This is a genomic window from Micromonospora sp. CPCC 206061, from assembly GCF_036906915.1.
In the GTDB taxonomy this organism is placed as follows: domain Bacteria; phylum Actinomycetota; class Actinomycetes; order Mycobacteriales; family Micromonosporaceae; genus Phytohabitans.
Window position 1 is genome coordinate 1 of the sequence record NZ_JBAKHX010000113.1, and the last position, 19,001, is coordinate 19,001.

General features: G+C 71.3%; 16 protein-coding genes. 8 read left to right on the forward strand and 8 right to left on the reverse strand.

Going from position 1 to position 19,001, the window contains the following annotated elements; genetic code table 11:
• The first annotated feature begins 92 nt into the window (after positions 1–92).
• Both V6V89_RS37975 and V6V89_RS37980 read left to right on the forward strand, forming a co-directional pair.
• A complete protein-coding gene (locus tag V6V89_RS37975; protein WP_334624514.1) occupies positions 93–749 on the forward strand; it encodes a hypothetical protein in 657 nt (218 codons plus the stop codon).
• Between the two features lie 36 nt (positions 750–785).
• A complete protein-coding gene (locus V6V89_RS37980; RefSeq protein ID WP_334624515.1) occupies positions 786–1,928 on the forward strand; it encodes a pyridoxal phosphate-dependent aminotransferase in 1,143 nt (380 codons plus the stop codon).
• Positions 1,929–2,186: 258 nt separating this feature from the next.
• Here the strand turns inward: V6V89_RS37980 and V6V89_RS37985 are convergent, their stop codons facing one another.
• The gene (locus V6V89_RS37985) at positions 2,187–3,038 is read right to left on the reverse strand and encodes an AfsR/SARP family transcriptional regulator (protein ID WP_334624516.1); all 852 of its coding nucleotides are present in this window, start codon (positions 3,036–3,038) and stop codon (positions 2,187–2,189) included.
• A gap of 29 nt (positions 3,039–3,067) precedes the next feature.
• Here V6V89_RS37985 and V6V89_RS37990 point away from each other — a divergent pair, with 29 nt between their 5' ends.
• Both V6V89_RS37990 and V6V89_RS37995 read left to right on the forward strand, forming a co-directional pair.
• Positions 3,068–4,285 carry a hypothetical protein gene (locus V6V89_RS37990; RefSeq protein WP_334624517.1) on the forward strand — a complete coding sequence of 406 codons (1,218 nt, stop codon included), beginning with the start codon at positions 3,068–3,070 and terminating at the stop codon, positions 4,283–4,285.
• A gap of 6 nt (positions 4,286–4,291) precedes the next feature.
• A complete protein-coding gene (locus V6V89_RS37995) occupies positions 4,292–5,230 on the forward strand; it encodes a carbohydrate kinase family protein (protein ID WP_334624518.1) in 939 nt (312 codons plus the stop codon).
• Here V6V89_RS37995 and V6V89_RS38000 read toward each other — a convergent pair.
• Together V6V89_RS38000 and V6V89_RS38005 are read right to left on the reverse strand one after the other, a co-directional pair.
• Positions 5,180–7,279: a tetratricopeptide repeat protein gene (locus tag V6V89_RS38000; RefSeq protein WP_334624519.1), complete on the reverse strand. Its 2,100-nt coding sequence runs from the start codon at positions 7,277–7,279 to the stop codon at positions 5,180–5,182. The genes V6V89_RS37995 and V6V89_RS38000 overlap by 51 nt on opposite strands.
• Positions 7,276–7,656, reverse strand: a complete 381-nt coding sequence (locus tag V6V89_RS38005) for a hypothetical protein (RefSeq protein ID WP_334624520.1) — start codon at positions 7,654–7,656, stop codon at positions 7,276–7,278. The genes V6V89_RS38000 and V6V89_RS38005 overlap by 4 nt, the downstream gene beginning before the upstream one ends.
• A 258-nt stretch (positions 7,657–7,914) precedes the next feature.
• Here V6V89_RS38005 and V6V89_RS38010 point away from each other — a divergent pair, with 258 nt between their 5' ends.
• Positions 7,915–10,491 carry an ATP-binding protein gene (locus V6V89_RS38010; protein WP_334624529.1) on the forward strand — a complete coding sequence of 859 codons (2,577 nt, stop codon included), beginning with the start codon at positions 7,915–7,917 and terminating at the stop codon, positions 10,489–10,491.
• On the opposite strand, the gene V6V89_RS38015 is transcribed toward V6V89_RS38010, so the two are convergent.
• Positions 10,469–11,845, reverse strand: coding sequence for a glycoside hydrolase family 43 protein (locus V6V89_RS38015; RefSeq protein ID WP_334624522.1), 1,377 nt, complete (start codon positions 11,843–11,845; stop codon positions 10,469–10,471). The genes V6V89_RS38010 and V6V89_RS38015 overlap by 23 nt on opposite strands.
• Before the next feature lie 92 nt (positions 11,846–11,937).
• On the opposite strand from V6V89_RS38015, the gene V6V89_RS38020 reads away from it, so the two are divergent.
• On the forward strand, positions 11,938–12,798 hold the full coding sequence (locus V6V89_RS38020; RefSeq protein WP_334624523.1) for an LLM class flavin-dependent oxidoreductase: 861 nt from the start codon (positions 11,938–11,940) through the stop codon (positions 12,796–12,798).
• On the opposite strand, the gene V6V89_RS38025 is transcribed toward V6V89_RS38020, so the two are convergent.
• On the reverse strand, positions 12,791–13,834 hold the full coding sequence (locus V6V89_RS38025) for a LysR family transcriptional regulator (RefSeq protein WP_334624524.1): 1,044 nt from the start codon (positions 13,832–13,834) through the stop codon (positions 12,791–12,793). The two genes, V6V89_RS38020 and V6V89_RS38025, sit on opposite strands and share 8 nt — an antisense overlap.
• 395 nt (positions 13,835–14,229) lie before the next feature.
• Between V6V89_RS38025 and V6V89_RS38030 the strand changes: the two genes are divergently transcribed.
• Together V6V89_RS38030 and V6V89_RS38035 are read left to right on the forward strand one after the other, a co-directional pair.
• Complete coding sequence (locus tag V6V89_RS38030; protein WP_334624525.1) at positions 14,230–14,499, forward strand: hypothetical protein; 270 nt, start codon at positions 14,230–14,232, stop codon at positions 14,497–14,499.
• Positions 14,448–14,909, forward strand: a complete 462-nt coding sequence (locus V6V89_RS38035) for an aminoacyl-tRNA deacylase (RefSeq protein ID WP_334624526.1) — start codon at positions 14,448–14,450, stop codon at positions 14,907–14,909. The genes V6V89_RS38030 and V6V89_RS38035 overlap by 52 nt, the downstream gene beginning before the upstream one ends.
• Here the strand turns inward: V6V89_RS38035 and V6V89_RS38040 are convergent.
• The 3 genes from V6V89_RS38040 to V6V89_RS38050 all read right to left on the reverse strand — a co-directional run.
• Entirely contained in the window at positions 14,890–17,634 is a 2,745-nt protein-coding gene (locus tag V6V89_RS38040) for an ATP-binding protein (protein WP_334624527.1), read from the reverse strand. The two genes, V6V89_RS38035 and V6V89_RS38040, sit on opposite strands and share 20 nt — an antisense overlap.
• Positions 17,601–17,801, reverse strand: coding sequence for a hypothetical protein (locus V6V89_RS38045; RefSeq protein ID WP_334624530.1), 201 nt, complete (start codon positions 17,799–17,801; stop codon positions 17,601–17,603). Before V6V89_RS38045 ends, V6V89_RS38040 begins: the two co-directional genes overlap by 34 nt.
• A gap of 135 nt (positions 17,802–17,936) precedes the next feature.
• Positions 17,937–19,001 (reverse strand): hypothetical protein (locus tag V6V89_RS38050; RefSeq protein ID WP_334624528.1); only part of this gene is annotated, 1,065 nt, incomplete at its 5' end.

The following is a 19,001-nucleotide window of genomic DNA, read 5'->3' on the forward strand; positions in this document are numbered from 1 at the left end:
CAACCGCCGCCCCCACGATCTCATCAAGGCCGTGACCAGCGCATCTAGAACGCAATAGCCCTGCCGACGAGGGCGCCACCGGGCTGGCGATCGTGATCGAGGCACAGCTACGCATCGACGCGCGCAAGCGACTTAGTTGGCCGGCATACGTTGCGACCTTGCACGCGCGGCTCGGCTGCCCGGTCGTGCTGTTCGTGGTATGTCCCGTTCAGGCCGTTGCCGATTGGTGCACACCCGCAATCGTGATCGGTCCTCCCGGATCGATGCTGACGCCGGTTGCACTCGGTCCAGCTCAGGTTCCTGTGATCACCGACCAGAAGACCGCCCGGCGCGTTCCCGAGCTTGCCGTGCTCTCGGCACTGGCGCACGGCGACAGCCCCAACCCCACACCGATATTCGACGCCCTGCTCAGCGCGCTCGACGTTATCGATCATGACCATGCCAACCTGTACACTGATCTCATACTCGCGGTGCTGCCGGCGGCGGCCCGGGATTGCCTGGAGGAGCTCATGACCACCACGAGCCACCGGTATCAGAGCGACTTCGCCCGTCGATACTTCAGCGAAGGCGAGGCACGGGGCGAGGCTAACGCGGTGCTCGCGGTCCTCGCAGCGCGCGGCATCGAAGTTCCTGACCGGATCCGCACCACCATCGCGAGCTGCACCGATCTCGACCGGCTCGCCCTCTGGATCCGTCGCGCCGCCACCGCCAACAAGATCGAAGACGTGGACGCGGATCTCGTCCGATAGCCCCGCGGGCCTCATGTCCCGCCGTAGGCTCATGACATGGGTCGGCGGCTCGCAGACATACCGGGTTTTGGCATCGACCGCGTCGCAGCCGCCGCGGGAGCGGATCCCGCGATACTCCGGCTGGAGAATCTCGACACCGATGTGCCCCCGCATCCCCACGTCGTCGACGTGACCCGCGCCGCCGTCGGCCGCGACGACGCCAACTCCTACCTGCCCTTCTCCGGGCTCGAGGCGATGAAAGAGGCGGTCGCCACGTTCATCCGGCGCCGGGGTGGCCCGTCCTACGACCCCCATAATGAGGTCGTCATCACCCAGGGCGAGGGCGACAACATGCTCGATGCCCTACTGGCGCTCACCGATCCCGGCGACGAGGTGATCGTCACCGATCCGACGTACGCCGGGATGATTCAGCGAGTACGCCTGGTCGGCGCTGTGCCGAGGTTTGTGCCGCTGCGCGGTGACGCGGACGGTTGGCGGCTGGACACCGACGCCCTACGAGCGGCGGTCACGGAGAGCACACGCGTGCTCTTCATCGCTCCCTCGATCCCGACCGGGTGGGTCCCCAGCCAGCAGGAGTGGGAGGCGATCGCCGATATCTGTCGCGAGCGGCGGATCATGCTCTTGTACTGGCAGGGCATGGAGGGGATCGTCTTTGGCGGCCGGCCCGTCATTACCCCGTCGGCGCTGCCCGGAATGCGCGATCTGACGGTCACCTGCGGAGGGACGGCGTTTGAGCAGCGGCTGATCGGCTGGCGGGTGGGCTGGATCGCCGCCAGCGCCGAGCTCGCGCCGCAGCTCGCCATGGTGCACATCTACAACGGCATCGTCGCCAGCGGTTTCGCGCAGATCGGCGCGGCCGCCGCGCTCGGGCTGGGCGATGACGACGTCCGCCCAGCGGTGGCCGAGTGGGAATGGCGCCACCATGAGCTGGTGCACCAGTGTGCGGGACTGCCGCTGGTCCCCGCGCACGGCGGTTGGTCGGCGCTCATCGATGCCGAGGCGTGCGGTCTGGATGCCCCGGAGCTGTCGCGGCGCTTGCTGGAGCAAAAGGTCGCGGCGACCCCGATGACGGCGTGGGGTGAGACGGTGGCGCCTCGGCACGTGCGCCTAGTGTTCAGCAACGAACCGGTCGAGCGCCTCGCCCTCCTCGGCAAGCGGCTGCGCGCAGCTCTTCCCTGACCCGCCGCCGGCGTCGACGGCCAGCCAGCAGGCTGACCATCGACGCCGACAGTCTTGTATCAAAGGCCGGAGAGGCTCTCCCAGTGAACATACGGCAATATGCTCAAAAAAGACGCCACAAGCACAATCGCCTCCTATGTGGACGCCAGGGTCACAGCACTCGCGATCTTGGCGTAGATGTGAAAACCGGCACAGGTTAGCAGGCCATCACCAAAAGCCCCGTACTACTTAAGAAGCGCATAAGAGACAAGCGCTTTCTTAACCCTCTGTGATGATTTGATCGCCTACCGACTGCCAGACCATGCCGTTGTGGGTGGCGGTCATCTGGACGCCGGACACCGGCGCTGACCCCGACGCCGGGCGCTCCACCGTGACGGGCATGCTCCCGCTCGCCAGCCGCCGCCCCAGCGCCACAATCTCCGCCCCGGGCCGCACATTCGCGGTCTGCCACATGCGCTCACTCGCCTGCGCCACGAACTCCGGGATCAGCGCCTGGTGCCCCGCAGACGCGAGCCCGCGCATGGCGAGCACCAGCACCCGCTCGGTCGGGAAGTCGTGCGCGAGCTGCCGTGCCTGGGCCGCCACGACGGCGTACTCCCCCAACTGGAGCCGCAGGTCGAGCAGCGCGCAGACCGCGTTGAGCTGTTCGGTCCGCATGGCTTGGCGGCGGGCGTCGGCCCAGTCGCCGGCCACACCCTCCAGGGGCTCGCCGCGCCATAGGCCGAGCGCGCGCTCGTACCCGGCGGCGGCTGCCGAAACGCCACCAAGAGAAGCCGCATCGGCTACGCCGAGCCGGAAGCGGTGGTAGTCCACCCAGGACGGGTCGATGTGCAGGGCGTACGCGCGCGGACGGTGGTTGCGGATCAACTGGCGGTCGCCGCCGGCCTGGGCAAGCAGCCGCCGCACGGCCCGCACGTGGGTGGCGACCGTCTCGTCGGCCTTCGGTGGCGGCCAGTCACCCCAGATGTTGTCGGTGAGGGTGTCGACCCGCACCGGCCGACCGGCGTTGAAGGCGAGGGTGGCGAGCACGCAACGCTCGGCGGACCGGGTGGGGGCAAAAATCGATCCACCGGATTCGATCTCGACGTTTCCCAGGAGTCGAAGGTCCATACGCAGCCTCCCGCAGCCTTCAGTGTCGCATGGCCGACGTGTCCGGGTTCGTGTCCGGATTTCTGTCCGCACAGGCACCGCACGCTGTCGGCATGGAATGGCTACGAGTACCGGTAGGGCCGGACGCGGCGGCGTGGCGGACGGTGGCGACAGAACGCACCGTGCTGGCTGTGGTGCACACTCCCGCGTGTCTGGGGTACGTGCTCGACGCGGTCGAGCTGCTGGAACCGGATCAGCGCGTCCAGGTGGTCTTCGCACAGGCGCCGGACCTGTTCGCCAACGGTGTACGCGAGCGCCTCGACGCCTTGGGCGCCGTCAGGATCGGCTGGCACCAGGCGACGCATACCGAATTCGGCCTTGTGCTCGCGGCCGACTCGGCCGGTGTGCACCAGCTCCGCGGCCCGCTGCTCGCGCTCGGCCACGGGGTGCCGAACAACAAGCTGGCGCCGCCAGCACTGGGCGGAGCGGACAGCGGACTGGTCGTCGGTCTCAGTCCTCCCTGGCTCACATGGTACGGACGGCTGGTGCCGGCGGCGGTCGCGTTGCCGCATCGTGACCTGCTGCCGGTGCTCGCGCGGCACTGTCCACAAGCGACGCCGGTTGGTGTGGTCACCGGCGACCTGTGCCTGGACCGGCTGTGCGCCAGCCGCCCGCGGCAGGACCGGTACCGGGACGCACTCGGCGTGGAACGTCCGCTGGCGGCGGTCAGCTCGACGTGGGGGCCGGAGTCCCTCTTCGCGCGCGGCTGGAGCCTCGTCTCCGAGCTGCTGCGCGCCAATGAGTACGCCGTCGCCGCGGTACTGCACCCGGCGGCCTGGTACGGGCATGGCTCGCGGCAGATCCTCGGCTGGCTGCGGGAGCAGCGGCGCGCCGGGCTGCTGGTGGTGGAGCCGGCGAGCTGGCGAGGACTGGTCGCGGCGGCGGACGTGCTGATCGGCGACCACGGCTCGGCTACCGCGTACGCGGCCGGGGCTGGCGTGCCGGTGCTGCGGGCCGGTGAGCCGGCGGCACACACCGCACCCGGGTCGCCGATCCCGCTTATCCCGGCACTGGCACCGGACCTGCCCCTCGCTGACCAGGTCCGCGCGGCCAGACCGGCGGTACACGTCGCGGAGGCGCTCACCTCGGAGCCCGGCCGGGCCGCCCGGCTGCTGCGCGCCCACATGTACGGCCTCATGGGCCTTCCAGAGCCCGAATCGGCCTGCTCCGCCGCCCCTGTACCGCCGCCGATCCTCGTCAAGGAGTGAGACGTCATGGCCAGTCGCATCGTTGTCGCCGGGGTGTCGAGCCTCGCCGTGCACCTGCCGGTCTCCGGGTTCCCCGTCACGTACGAGCCGGTCGTCAGCCCGCCGTGGGTCGACACCGGCGCGGGTGGGGCCGGTGCACAGATCGCCACGATCCTCCGGACGCTCGGCGACGACGTCGAGCTGTGCACGGTCGTCGGCGAGGACCCTGTGGGGGCTGTCCTACGTGGACAGTTGCGCTCCGCCGGCCTCGACGGGCCGTCGGTGGTGGAGGGGCCGGCTTCGTCGCAGTGCGTCATCCTGGTCGCGCCGGATGGCCGGCGGATGGTGTACCCGCACCTCAGCGTCGTCAACGCCGTCCAGTACCCGGAGGAGCGCTTCGTCGAGGCGCTGGCGGGCGCGGATCTGGCGGTGCTCACGAACACCGACTTCGTCCGGGCACTCCTGCCACCGGCGGTGCTGCTCGGCGTGCCGGTGGCAGTCGACGTCAACGTGATCGCCGACCTCGACGAGGCGTACTACCAGCCCTGGCTGGACGTCGCCGACATCATCTTCTGCAGTCACGAGCGCCTACCCTGCCCGCCTCGGGAATGGATCGCCGAGGTGCTGACCCGCCACCCGGGCGCCGCGATGGCGGGAGTGGGCTGCGGCCCACGCGGAAGCGTGCTCGGGCTGCGGGATGGGCGGCTGGTCACCGCGGGTGCGGTCGCGCCGCTGGGGGTACGGAACACATCGAGTGCCGGGGACTCGCTGTTCGCGGCGTTCCTGCACGGCTGGCTGGCGACCGGCAACCCAGTCGAGGCGCTGAGCGACGCGGTGGTCTTCGCCGGCTGGCGGATCGGGCACCGGCAGCCGACGTCGGTGACGCTCGGCGCGGACGACCTGGCCCGGCTGCGGTCACGGCACCCGGTCCGGGTCAGCCTCGGCTGGTGGGATGGTGGCGAGTAGTCGCCGCACCGGCTCGGCCTCGGCATCGCCGAGGTGTTCGTAGAGGCGCTGCGCCTCGGCCAGGTGCGCACGGGCCTCGGCGAGCCGGGACGGGTCGGACAGTGCCAGCTCGCCGAGGCGCCACAGCGCGCTGGCGACTCCGCGCGGCGAGCCGAGCCGGCGCATCTCGTTGAGCGCGTTGGTCAGCTCGGTACGAGCCGCCGCGCTCTCGCCGAGGCCGACCTGCGCCCGACCGGCCTCGATGCCGATCAAAGCCGCGTTGAAGGGGTCCGCGGTGGGCAGGCCGGCGAACACGCCTGCCGCCTCGCGCAGGCGCCCCAGCGCCGGGCGGTACTCGCCGAGTTCGTTGTGGACGATGCCCAGGTACTGGAGCGCCATTCCGGCACGGCGGTGCTCGCCGATGTCGCGGCACAGCCGGACCTGCCGGCCGAAGTGGGCTGCCGCGTCGGCGTACCGGTGCTGCACGAGCGCCACCAGCCCCACCCCTTCGAGCGCCGCCACCGCGCCGTACCGGTCGCCGATGTCGTGGCAGAGCCGCTCGCTGCGCTCGAACAGTGCCCGGGCCTCGTCCACGCGCCCGGCGTCGACGTGCGCGTGCGCCCACCGCCGCAGCATCCGCGCCTCGCGGTCGGGGTCGTCGAGCCGGCGCGCGCACTCCACTGCGATCCGGTCGACGACCATCCGGTCGTGATGGAGGCGGCGGTAGCGGAAGAGCGCCCACATGGCGTCGGCGAGCCGCCAGGCCAGCAGCGGCTCGTCGCGGGCGGCGTACTGGACCCCGGCGACCAGGTTGGCGCGCTCGGCTTCCAGCCACTCCAGGGCCGCCTGATGGCCGGTGTGGCGGACGGCGCCCGCGTCCAGGTGCGTGAACGGGTCGGCCGGGTCGCGGCGGCGATGCGGTGTCAGCAGTACGTCGGCGGCCATGACACCGGCCAGGTACCACTCCAGGGTGCGCCGCTCGATCACCGGCGCCTCCGGGTCCGCCTCCGCCCGCTGCCGGGCGTGCAGCCGCACCAGATCGTGCAGCCGGTACCGCTCGCCCGCGACCTCCGCCACCAGGTTCGCCTCGACGAGGATGTCGAGCAGGTCACCCGCTTCCATCTCGTCGACGCCGAGCGTCGCGGCCACCACCGGCAGGCCGAACTCGGCACCGGGGTGCACGCCGACCGCCCGATAGCAGCGCGCCACCGGATCGGAGAGCGCCGCATACGACATGTCGAAGACGCCGTGCAGGCCACGGAGGCGCCGGTGCTCCTGCGCCAGCTCGTCCGCGACCCGCTTGACGGGCCAGCCGGGCCGGGTGGCCAGGCGTGCGCAAGCGACGGTCAGCGCGATGGGCAGACCGGCGCAGAGGCGCACTAGCGCCGCGGTGGCGGCCGCGTCGCTGGCCGCCCGGTCGGGCCCGATCGCGCGGACGAGCAGTTCGGTGGCCGCGGCTGCCGGAAGCGGCTCGACAGTGAGGAACCCGGCGCCGTCACTCAGCAGGCCGCCGAGGCGCCAGCGCGCGGTCAGGAGTACTACACAGGATGCCGACGCCGGCAGCAGCGGCCGCACCTGCGCCGCCGAAACGGCGTTGTCGAGCACGATCAGCAGCCGCTTGCCGGTGGTGACGGTGCGGAAAAGTGCGCTCAGGTCGGCGGTGCCTGCCGGCAGCCGCTCGCCGGGCACGCCCAGCGACCGCAACGCCTGCCCGAGGACCGCGCCCGGATTCGCCGGACCGCCCGGGTCGAACGCACCGAGGTCGACGTACAGGTCACCGTCCGGGTACCGGTCGCGTGCCTCGTGCGCCCAGCGAAGGGCGAGTGCGGACTTGCCGATGCCGCCGACGCCGCTGACGACCACCAGTGCGGGACCGGCGCGTGCCCGCCCGACCAGCTCGTCGATCTGCGCCAGTTCGGGCTCGCGCCCGACGAAGTGGGGCGGCTGCGCCGGAAGTTGGTGCGGCACAGGGGCGTCCGCCGAGGCGCCGTGCAGATGGACTCCACCGTGGACAGTGCCGGCCTGCACGACCGGGCCGCCCGCGTCGCCGTCGATGATGTTGCCGGTCATGGCCCCGGCGCGCCGCCGAACCTGATGTCACCGTGCACGTCGCGGGCCTGAACGACGGGCCCATGCACGGATCCGGAGATCGTGTTGGCGACGCCGCCGTCGCGCGTGGCCGTCCACAGGCGAGCGAGCTCGTCGCGGAACGCGCGGTCGCGGGCGCACGCCTCGTCGAGCGCGATGGCCAGCCACTCGACGATGGCGGCATTGTCCGGCTGGGCCTGCGCCGCTTCTAGTGCTACCGCACCTTTTGGATCCCCACGCATCTTGTCGCGGACGAATCGAGATAGTGAGGCGAGCGCCGTACGCCCCGCGTCCGAGATCCCCTCGGCTAGTTTTCCTGCGACCGCCGTGGCGACGGCGACCATTAACGGATCAGGCATACGGCACCCCCAGTTCCCCGCGAAACCAGTAGTACGCCGATTCTCCATGGCGCCCCGACCCCACAGGAGATCAACGTGAATGAATGGAGAATAACGCGGTCAGATAGGCGGCAGCGGCGAACCAGTATCGATTCCCTCTCGTACCGTAATCAGTAACTCACTCTGCGCTCAAGAGGTGGTCTCTGTGATCGTGACAACGCTGTCCACAAACGATCGCCCCGCCGCCGCCCACCGGCCACACTTACGCGGGCGACCGTGATGACCACCGCCGACCGGAATCTTCAGGCGCGCAGCAGCGACCGCGTCTACCAGGCGGCTGGCAACCAGTACATCATCGATCGGATGCCCCGCGCCGCGGACGCCGGCACGATTGGAAACACGCTGCCGCGCGACACCGCCGCCTTCACCGGTCGCGAGCGCGAGCTGCGCGGCCTCTTCGACAGCGTCCGGCAGCACACCGAGTCCGGCGGGACGATCCCCCTGTACGCGATCGACGGCATGCCCGGCGTCGGCAAGACCGTGCTGGCCGTCCACGCTGGACACCGTCTCGCCGACCAGTTCCCGGACGGGCAGTTCTTCCTCGACCTGCACGCGTACACCGCCGGTCGCCGGGACCGCCCACCCGCCGGCGCGCTCTTCGACCTGCTGCTCGCGAGCGGCGCCCGGCCGTCGCAGATCCCGACGGAGCTCGACGCCCGGACGGCCTTGTGGCGCAAGCGGATGGCGGGCCGGAAGGCCCTCCTCATTCTCGATAACGCGGCCGGGCGGGCGCAGGTCCAGCCCTTGCTGCCGGGCGCCGGCAGCTGCCTGGTCATCGTCACCAGCCGGCGCCGGCTGCTCGGTCTCGGCACCAGCCAGGCCGCGGTACCCCTAGCGCTGGGCACGCTGCCGCCTCAAGACGCGGTCGCGCTCTTCGCCGCCACGGCCAGGCGGGACCACGACCCCGACGAGGCCGACGCCGTCGCCGACCTGGTCCGGCTGGCCGGGTACCTGCCGCTGGCGATCTGCCTGCTGGCTGCCCGCATGGGACCGGAGCAGGGTTGGCGGGTCGGCGACCTCGTCTCCGACCTGGCCCGCGCCGCCCGCCGCCTAGACCACCTGCGCGCGGAGGACGTCGCGGTCGGCGCGGCGTTCGACCTGTCGTACCGCCGGCTGCCGCCCGCCCGAAGGCGTTTCTTCCGCCGGCTTGGCCTGCACCCCGGCCTCGATCTCGACCGGTACGCCGCTGCCGCGCTCGGCGGCACGACGCCAGACGACGCGTGGCGCCACCTGGAGGCGCTGTACCACGACCGGTTGCTGGACCAGCCGGTGTACGGCCGCTACCGCATGCACGACCTCATCGGCCAGTACGCCCGCGCCTTGACCGACCACCTGAGCGCCGACGCCAAGGCCGAGCGGGAATCGGCCCTCGACCGGCTGGCCGCCCACTACCAGCAGGCCGCGCAGGCCGCCGACCGCCGCCTCGCCCGCGACAGCGGCTCTCCGGCGCACGCCCGCCAGCAAGCGCTGGACTGGATGCGCACCGAGTCCGCGAACGTCTTCGCCTGCGCCGACGCGCTGCCGGTCTCCGCCGGGCGCCGGTTGACCGCGCTGGCGGCCGCCATGACCGGGTATCTGCGCGTCGCCGGCCCGTGGGACCAGGCAACCAAGCTGCACCAGGCCGCGGTGCTGGCCGCCGATCGGGCCGAGGACCGGGGAGCCCAGGCGAGGGCACTGCTAGACCTGGGTGAGGTGTATCGGCTGACCGGGCGGTATCTCTCCGCCGAACACTCGCTGCGGCAGGCGCTCGACCTCTTCGAACGCGCCGAGGACCGGCGTGGCGTGGCCGACACGCTGACCCAGATGGCGCACGTCCAGCGGCGCACCGGTGACCACCGCGGCGCGGCGGACCGGCTGGCCCAAGCGGTAGCCCGCTACGAGGAGCTGGGCAACCTGCGTGGTCAGGCCGACGCCCTGGACGAGCTGGGTGTGGTGCGATGTCACGTCGGCGACCACCGCGGAGCGCTCGACACGCTGCGGCAGGCGCTCACCATCCACCGCGGCCTCGGCGACCGGTCGGGCGAGGCGACGGCGCTGTACCAGTTCGGCGCCTTCCAGTTGCTCACCGGCGAGTACCCCGCCGCGATCGACGCCTTCGAGCGGGCGCTGGCCGCGCACCGGGAGCTGGGAAACCGGCACGGCCAGGGGTGCGCGCTCAACTACCTGGGAAACGCGCACTGCCACGCGGGTGACTACGCGGCGGCCAACGCCGCCCTGGGCGAGGCTATGACCCTCCATCGCGCGCTCGGTTACCGGCCAGGGCAGGCGAATGGCCTCAATTACCTCGGCGTCGTGGCGTGCCGCACCGGTGACCTGCCGGCCGCCGAGCGGTCGCTGACCGAGGCCCTGGCCCTGTACCGGGACCTGGGCAGTCAGCCGGGGGAGGCGGACGCGCTCAACCAGCTCGGCGTGCTGAGCCGCCTGGCCGGCGAGCCCCACACCGCCGCGCGCCGGCACGAGGAGGCACTGGCGCTTTTCCGCCGCCGCGACGACCGTCTGGGGCAGGCCGAAGCCCTCGCCAACCTGGGTGACGCGCTGCTGACCACCAACGAGGTGGAGGCGGCGTTCGACCGGTACCGGCGTGCGCTGCCGCTCGCGCGACGGGCGGGCAACCCGCGCGCGGAGGCCAACGCGCTGGAAGGGCTGGGCCGGTGCGCCGCCCGCCTCGGCGACCAGAGCAAGGGCGTCGAGCAACTCCGGCGCGCCCGGGCGATTTGGCAACGCGTCGGCGCACCGCACGCCGCGCGGGCGGTCGACGCTCTGCTGGAAAGCCTCAGTACCCCACGCGGAACGTAGCGTCCTGCTTGTCTGTTGTGGACGAGCTATTCGTGATCGGGTCGATTCGCAGCACGTACCCGGCGTGCCGGATGTACCGGTCCGGGAAGTTGTACGACCGGAACGACGCCCAGCCCGCGTCCGCGAACCCGGCCGTCCGGTAGAACGTCGCGTCCGCGCGGAATGTGCTGGTGTTGTCGTTGGTGTTCAGCACGAGCGCGTAGTTGCTGTGCCGCAGATACATATTCGGGGAGTTGACGGACTGGAAGGAGACGCCGGCCGAGTCGGCGAGGCCGGGCACGATTCGCCACTGCTGGTCCTGGTACGGGTCGAACGGGTACGTGTCGATCCGTCCGACGTTGCTGGCGTGCCGCACGTACCGCCCCGGGAAGTTGTAGGACTTGAGCCGGTTCCAGCTCGGGTTGCCCCAGTGGGTGACCAGATTGGACATCTCGGTGGCGGTGATGGGTGTGATGCCGAGGTGCTTGGAGTTGAGCGGCTGCGTGTAGGCGCGGTCGTTGAGCAGGGTCCAGGAGCCGCTGGCGAGGTTGGTGGTCTGCCATGCGAAGAAGCGGCCGTTGGGGCTCCACGTGTCGCCCCACATGTACCAGACGTCCTGGGTCAGAGACTTGACGAGGTGGGACGCCTCGACGCCGCGTCCGGGCGTGATGCCGGTGGTGTACACGGTGAAGCTGCCGGGGTTGAGCGATGTGGACCGCGCACCGGCGAGCGTGCTGTTGGTGCTGTTCTTGAAGTACAGATAGTTGACGCCGTTGTGCGAGATGAGGCTGCCGTCGATGACGGCGTATCCGGGGTCGAAGAAGACCTGCGCGGCGGTCACGGTGACGAAGTCGGTCGTATAGTTCACCATGATCTTGTCGCGCCCGCCGCTGACGGCGGAGTAGATGATGCCGTACTGCCCGCGGGCCGGATCCCAGAAGGCCTCGGGGGCCCAACTGTGCGTGGGCATGGTGTGTAGCCGCAGCCGGTGGTAGTTCGTGAACGTGCGCAGGTCCGGCGAGTCCCAGACGTGGATGTACTCGTTCTGTCGCGTGAAGTCGGTGCCTTTGAGGTCGGTCGCGATGACCGTGAACGTGCCGTCTTGCCGGCGCACGATGAACGGGTCGCGCAGGCCCTGGGTGCCCTGCGTCGGGGTGACGAGGGGGTTGTTCTGGTTGAGCGGTGTCCAGTTGAGGCCGTCGGCGCTGACCGCGATGTGCAGCCCGTAGTCGGCGCCGGTGGTGTTCGGTGACTCGGTGAAGTACGCCATGGCGTAGCCCGCGTAGGTGGCCGCCTCAGCCCGAGCGGCCGGTGACAGCGCGACCACGAGGGCCGCGACCGCCGCGATGGACGTCACTCGTCGACGGACGGACATGGCGACCTCCCAATGTGAACGTTAACACAACACATAAAAGTGCGCCTATGTTATCGGCTGGTCGGCGGCTGTCAAGCAGGCAGAATGGCCGCATGACGACCTTGGGCGCCGTGTTCCTTCCCGACCTCCCACCGGAACGGCTGCGCTCGGTGGCGCGCGCCGCCGATGAAGCCGGCCTGGACGAGCTGTGGCTGTGGGAAGACTGCTTCCTGGAAAGCGGCATCGCCACCGCCGCGGCCGCCCTCGCCTGGACCGAGCGGCTGCGCGTCGGCGTGGGCCTGCTGCCGGTGCCGCTGCGCAACGTCGCGCTCACCGCCATGGAGGCCGCCACGCTGCACCGGCTCTTTCCCGGACGCGTCGACATCGCCGTCGGCCACGGCGTGCAGGACTGGATGGCGCAGGTCGGTGCCCGCGTCGAGTCGCCGATGACGCTGCTGCGCGAATACACCATCGCGCTGCGCGCGCTGCTGCGCGGCGAGGAGGTGTCGACCCAGGGCCGCTACGTCCGGCTCGACAAGGTCGCGCTGGACTGGCCGCCGGACCCGTCACCCGCCGTCTACATGGGCGCGGTAGGACCGCGCACGCTGAGGTTGTCGGGCGAGACCTCCGACGGCACCATCCTGACCGGGGGCACGACAGCTGACGCTGTACGCCGTGCGCGAGCCCTGATCGACGATGGCCGCCCGGACGGCGCGCCGCACCGAGTGGTGGTCTACCTGCACGCTGCCACCGGTCCGGGCGCCGCCGAGCGGATGGCCGCCGAGCGCCGCTGGTGGAAGTACCCGGAAGACGCCGACGTGAGCGTTACCGGCGACGCCGAGACGGTGGCCGTCGCGGTCCGCCGCTGGGCCGAGGCGGGCGCCGACGCCGTGATTCTCCAGCCCACCAAGGACGAACCTGACCCCGAGGCTTTCATCCACTTCGCGGCCCGGGAGGTCCGCCCCCTCATCTAGTGCCGGCCAGGCCGGGTTGGTTGGGCGTGGCGTTGATGCGCTCGACCGCTGTCGCCAGCGCCGCCACGATCCCGGCCAGCTTGTCGCGGTTGCCGCGCCGGATCGTCACGCACACGTCCATGCGCAGGGACCGGCCGTCGTGGCGGATCGGCACCCACTTGAACCGGTCGGCGTGCCGGCCGCCGAACTCCATGCCCTCCTTGAAGGAGAGCGCGACGTCGGAGGGCGCGACGACGACACGGCGGTCGCCGCGACCGCGCCGGCTGTGCTCGTTGCGCAGCCGCATCACGCTGGTGCCGACCTCGTAGGTCTCGCCGGCGACCCGCGCCTCGGGGCCGGGGTCGTCGATCCCCCATTTCGCGATGCTGTCCTCCAGCAGCCGGCGTGATCGCATATCGCCGGGTGGAGCGAGCATCCGGTACTTCGCCACCAGGTCGGTCAGCGGCATCTCATCGCCGGGGAAGTCGCGGTCGACCATCGCCTCCAATTGCCAGTGGTAGAGCGTCGTGGAGTCGTACGTCTTGGTGTCGGCGACGCGCGGCCCAATGATCAATTGGTAGACGTTTTCGCGGAGTCGGGTAACCGCGTACCGGTGAAACTCGCCCTCACCTCGGTGATTCTGCTGGAGGTACTCGACGACGATCTTTTCCGTGCCTTGCGGTGGCGCGTCGAAAAGGATGTTTTCGGCGAGCGCGACGAAGTGCGTGTGGTGCGGCATGCAGGCCAGGATGGGCAGCTTCCGGTCCGGACTCTCGCCGCGCATCACCTGGTACTGGGTGACCACCGCCCGCGCCGCCTCGAGGAACTCCTGGCCGCGCTCGGTCGGGTAGAGCTTACGGTCGGCGTGCCGTTCCAATAGCGTCTCGCCGACCCACGACTCGACCTTCTTGAGGATCTTCTCGACCGACTGGCGCTCGTACCGCCCGCCGCGCAGAGCCTTCAGGCGCTGCGCGGCCGCCTCCGCACCGTGCGTCTCGGCAACCGCGATGAACACTCGGCATTCCCACTCGTCCGGTGCGCGGAAATCGTTGGACACGTGTTCAACCTTGGAGTAGTCGATGTACTACGGAAAGTTGCCTGCCGTGAATCTGACGGTTACCCGCTTGCCCGGAAGTTACTCGCTGGTTCCTCCGCACCGCGACGACTCATCGACATTCCGTAATGAGGTCGCATTGCCCGGAGTAAATTGCTATTGTGACCTACATCACAGGCAATATGCAACCAAAAGCGGACATCGTTGGCACGACTCAGCCCTCGAACGACCGTAGGTGCCCACGCGATCCACCCACAGCATTCTCAGCGCACTCAGCAGTTGCCCGAGGTCGAATTACTTACTGTGACGGCAGACCAGATCACGTACTAAGAATGACGCGGCCCTCCCTCGAACCTGACGCACACGACGTGCGTCGTCCTAGCCGTGGAGACGGATCGGTGACGGACGTCCATCTGCAAGCCGCGATAGCCGAGGTGCACGCCGCCCGGCTGTCGCTGCAGGGTGCGCTCATCGCGCTCGACCAGGCGCGTGAGGCCGACGAGCGGCTGGCGGGCAGCAGCCTCCGGGTCCTCGACGCCGAAGTCCGCGGCGCCACCGAAGAGGCGGCGCTGATCGCCGCCCGGCTGGCCGACGAGATCGCCGGTAGTGTGCTGCCATGTCCGCCGCCACCGAGGCCCTCGACAAGGCCGCAGTCCCGTACCGCGTGATCGACCACGGACCGGTGCGCAGCGTCGCAGAGGCCGCGAGCGCTCGCGGCGTCGATGTGATCGACGTAGTCAAGACCATCGTGGTGCGCCGCGGCGACGGCGACTTCCTCTTCGTCCTCGTACCCGGCGACCGGGTCATCTCGTGGCCAAAGCTGCGCACGCTGCTCGGCGTGAGCCGACTGTCCATGCCGGACGCCGCGACGGCCAAGGAGGCCACCGGCTACGAGCGCGGCACGATCACCCCGTTCGGTTCGACGACGGCCTGGCCCGTCGTCGTCGACGAGCGCTTGCGCGGCCGCGCCGTGACCCTGGGCAGCGGCGCCCACGGCGTAGCCATAGCGGTAGAGGCGGATGCGGCGGCCGAGGCATTGGACGCCACCTACGCCGACGTCACCGACCCTGAGTCGTGACCACCTGGGCGACCTCAGTGCGGGAGGAGACGCCCAGCTTGCGGAGGATGTTCGATACGTGCACGGCGGCTGTCTTCGGCGAGATGTACAGCCGCCGGGCCAGCTCCGCGTTGGTCAGCCCGTCACTGATCAACACCGCTACCTCGCGCTCCCGCGGGGTCAACGCGGCCGGCCCGGTCACCGCGTCAGTGGCGTCCGCCGGGGCCAGGCCCAACTGGGCGCGGACCTGCGCGAGCTGCGCCACCCGCCAGCCGCCCCACCCGGCCAGCAGCGGCTCGGCGGCCGCCACCTGCGCCGCGGCCTCTTCACGGCGGTCGGCCGCCAGCAGGCAGCGGGCCGCCCCGACACGCACAGTGCCCAGTATCGCCGGCGACAACACCGGCGCATCGAGGATCGACAGGTAGCTCTCCAAGGCCGGGCCATGCCGGCCGTACGCCTCGGCGACCTGGGCATCCACCAGCGTCCGGAACGCGTCCCACACGGTCTCGCCGAGCAGTGCCTCGGCGAGCTCGGAAAGGCGCGCGGGTGGCAGGCCCAGCTCCAGCGCGGCGGAGATCAGGTCGTGCGCCGTCGAACCGCTGCGCCAGTCCTGCTTGGCCATCTCGGCCAGGTAGTCCTCCAGCGCAGCCTCGGCGCGTGGCGCGTCGCCGAGGCGGGCGGCGAGGTGGAAGACCAGCCCCGGTTTCGACTGCCCCGGCAGGTTGGGCACCGCGTCCAGGTCGGCCACGAGCTGTTCGACCTTGTCGAGCTCGCCGGCCTCCAGGCACAGCCCGGCCAGGAAGACGACGTGCGGGTCCGCCCAGCGGCCATGCCGCAGGTACCCGCGGTCCTGCTCGCGCCCGTCTTCGAGCGCGTCGATCGCCGCGCGCAGGTCTCCGGCGCGCATCGCCAGCCGGGCACGCCCCTGGAAGTAGGCGACAACAGTCAGCGACTCGAGGCCGGCGCGCTCGGCGTCGACCCGCATGCGTTCCAGGCGCTCGGCGAGAACCTCCGGGGAGTCTTCCGGGTCGTCCTGGAGCAGGTTGTGGAGCGCCCGCGCGGCCAGGACCCACTCGCCTCGCTTCTCCGCCTCGTCGACGAGCCCGGTAAGGATGGCGCGCCCCTCGGCTGCGGTCTGCGGCCGATCGGCGAGCGCCGACCCCTTCTCGACCAGCGCCGCGAGCCGCACCTCCGGCAGGTCGAACTCTTCCGCGAGCGCCGCGGCGCGCGACGTCCAGTCGAGCGTGGCCTCGAACTCGTCGCGCAGCATCGTCGACTGAGCGATCGCGGTCATCGCGCGCGCCTGGGCGCCGCCTCGCGGCAGCTCCTCGATGAGCGTCTCGATCTCGTGCGTGAGATCGGTCATGCGGGCGAACTCGCGGGACTCCCACGCGAGGCGGACCAGCAGGTACAGCGACTCGGCCCGGTCGGTGGCCGAGTCGGCCGCGTCGTGCCAGCGGGTGCCGTACCTCAGCGCGTCGGCGAGCAACCCGGCGAGCCAGGCGGCCCGGGCCGCGCCGGCGAGCAGCGTGGTGTCGTCGGGCGCCTCGTCGAGGCCCATCTCGGCGAGTTGCAGCGCCTGGTACGCCGACCCGATCGACAGGTACAGCGCAGTGCCCCGGCGGGCGGCGGCCAGCATGTCGTCGTACCGCCCGGCCGCGTGGGCGTGGTGCGCAACCATCGCGGGATCGGAGGCGCCGCCCGCGAGCAGTGCGTCGAGGGCAGCCTCGTGCAGCCGGCGGCGCTGGCGGCCGAGCATCTGATCGGTGATCGCCTCGCGCACCAGCGCGTGCCGGAACAGGAACTCGTCCTCGCCGGACTCCACCAGCACGCCCTGGGTGACCAGGTCGCGCAGCACCTGGATCAGCTCGTCCTCACCCGCGCCGCTCACGGCGGCCAGCAGGTCGAACGGCACGCGGTGTCCGAGTACGGCCGCCGCCTCGACGATGCGGTGGGTCACCGGGTCGAGGTCGTCGACCTGCCGGCGCAGCAGCTCGGCGAGGCTCCACGGCAGCGGCTGGTCGGCCAGCACCTCCGGGTCGCAGCCGGGCAGGTCGCGCAGCAGCTCCTCAAGGAAGAACGGGTTGCCGCCGGTGCGGTGGTGCAGCGCGCTCACCGCGCGCAGCGGGGCGGGTGCCCCGGTGGCGGCGGCCAGCATGGCGGCGGTCTGCGCCGGGGTGAGCCGGTCGAGGCGCACGTGGGTCACGGCGTGCCGGCGCTCCAGCCGGCTCAGCAGCCCGGCTACCGGGTGGCGGCGGGTCACCTCGTCGGGCCGGTACGTGCCGATGAGCAGGCGCGGGCCGCGCTGGTCGGCGATCCGCTCGAAGAGCGCGGCGCTCTCCGAGTCGGCCCAGTGCAGGTCTTCGAAGATGAGAACGGCGGGAGCGTCACCGACCAGGTCGGCCACGATCGCGAGGCCGGTGTGCAGCCGCTCGACCGGGCTGCGGGCCGGGTCGGACAGGCCCGCGAGCCGCTGCTCGTCGACCTCGGGCCGCCCGTCGATCGCGTCCAGCAGCACCTCGTACGGCCGGGACAGCGAGCCGGGCTCGGCGTGGCCGACCAGTACGACGGTCTCTTCCGGGAGGGTGTCGAGCAGTTCCTGGACCAGCCGGGTCTTGCCGATGCCGGGCTCGCCGGCCACGACGGCAACGGCCGGCTCACGCGACGCCGCGAGCTGCACCAAGCGGCGCAGCTCGCGGTCGCGTCCGATCATCACCGGGCTGGCACCGCCGCGCGAGGGTCGCACGAGGCCAGGGTACCGGTGGGGGCGCCACGCACCCGCTCCTTGTGCGCCCGCCGCTCCCGGCGTACGCGCAGGGCGAAGGCCAGCAACCGGCCCCGCTCGGCTTCCTCGATCAGCTCGTGCTGCCGGTCGTGCGCCATTGCCAGCATCAGATCTGGGTGAACCATCATCACTACTGTCTCCTTGGTTGCTTACCGCTGATGGATTCAATCCTCGGCTGGTAAGGGCCTGGAGACATCGGACGCCGTTACCTATCTTGAGCGCCCCCAGATCCGTAGATCGGACTAGGTATACCTAGGACCTACCTAGGCGCTACTGAGCAGCGGGTCGAGCGCTGGGTTGTCGATGCCCGCGGCCAGCAGGCGGGCCGCGTTCAGCGCGCCGCCGTCGCCCAGCCGGTACCGGTGAACATGCGCCCGCACGACCAGTTCCCGCAGGTCACAGCGGGCCGCGAGCGACCACAGCGCGTCGGCGAGCCGGCGGGCCCGGTCGTGGTCGCCGCGGGCCAGGGCGGCTGCCGCCGCGGCGTCCAGCACGTACCCGTGCACCCACTGGTACCGGTCGGGCACCCGGCTGCAGCGCTGCGCCGCCTCGTCGAGCCAGGCGCCCGCGGTTGCCGGGTCGCCCCGTCGGGCGTGCAGCAGGGCGAGGCCGCGGCCGGCCATCCCCTCCCAGCACGGGTCGCCGAGCTGGCAGGCCAGCGCCCACGCCTGCTCCAGATGGTCGGCGGCGCCTTCCAGGTCGCCCGCGCGCAGGTCCAGCTCGGCGCGCAGCGTCTGCGGCCACGGCAGGAACGCCATCCACCGCTGCTGGTGCACCAGGTCCATGGAGCGCGCCAGCGCGGCCGCCGCCTGGCTGCGCTCGTCGCGCAGCAGGTGCGAGCGGGCCAGTACACCGGCCGACCACGCCTCCTGCCGCTGGTCACCACAGCCGCGGGCCAGCTCGACCGACTCGCCGAGCTGGGCCAGCGCGGCCGGGTAGTCGGCCGCGTCGGAGGCGCTCATGCCGCGCACCGCGAGCACGGCGGCCAGTTCCGCGTCGTTCTCGGCCAGTTCCTGCGCCTGGCCGAGCCACGCGTTGGCGGTACCCCTGCGGCCAGCCTGGACCTCGACGAAGCCGAGCTCGCGGCGGGCGGTGACCGCCGTCGCGCGGTCGCCGCAGCGCGCGGCGACCTCGACCGCCTCGCGCAGCACGACCGCGCCCTCGTTGTCGCGGCCCCGCACCGCGTGCACGAGCGCCGACCCCAGCGCGGCCAGGGCCCGCGACTGGAGCACGGTGTCGCGGCAGCGCGCCGCCTCGGTGGCCGCGCGGCGCAGGCACTGGATGCCGGCGTCGGCGGCGCCGGCGACGATGGCAAGTCGGAGGCCAAG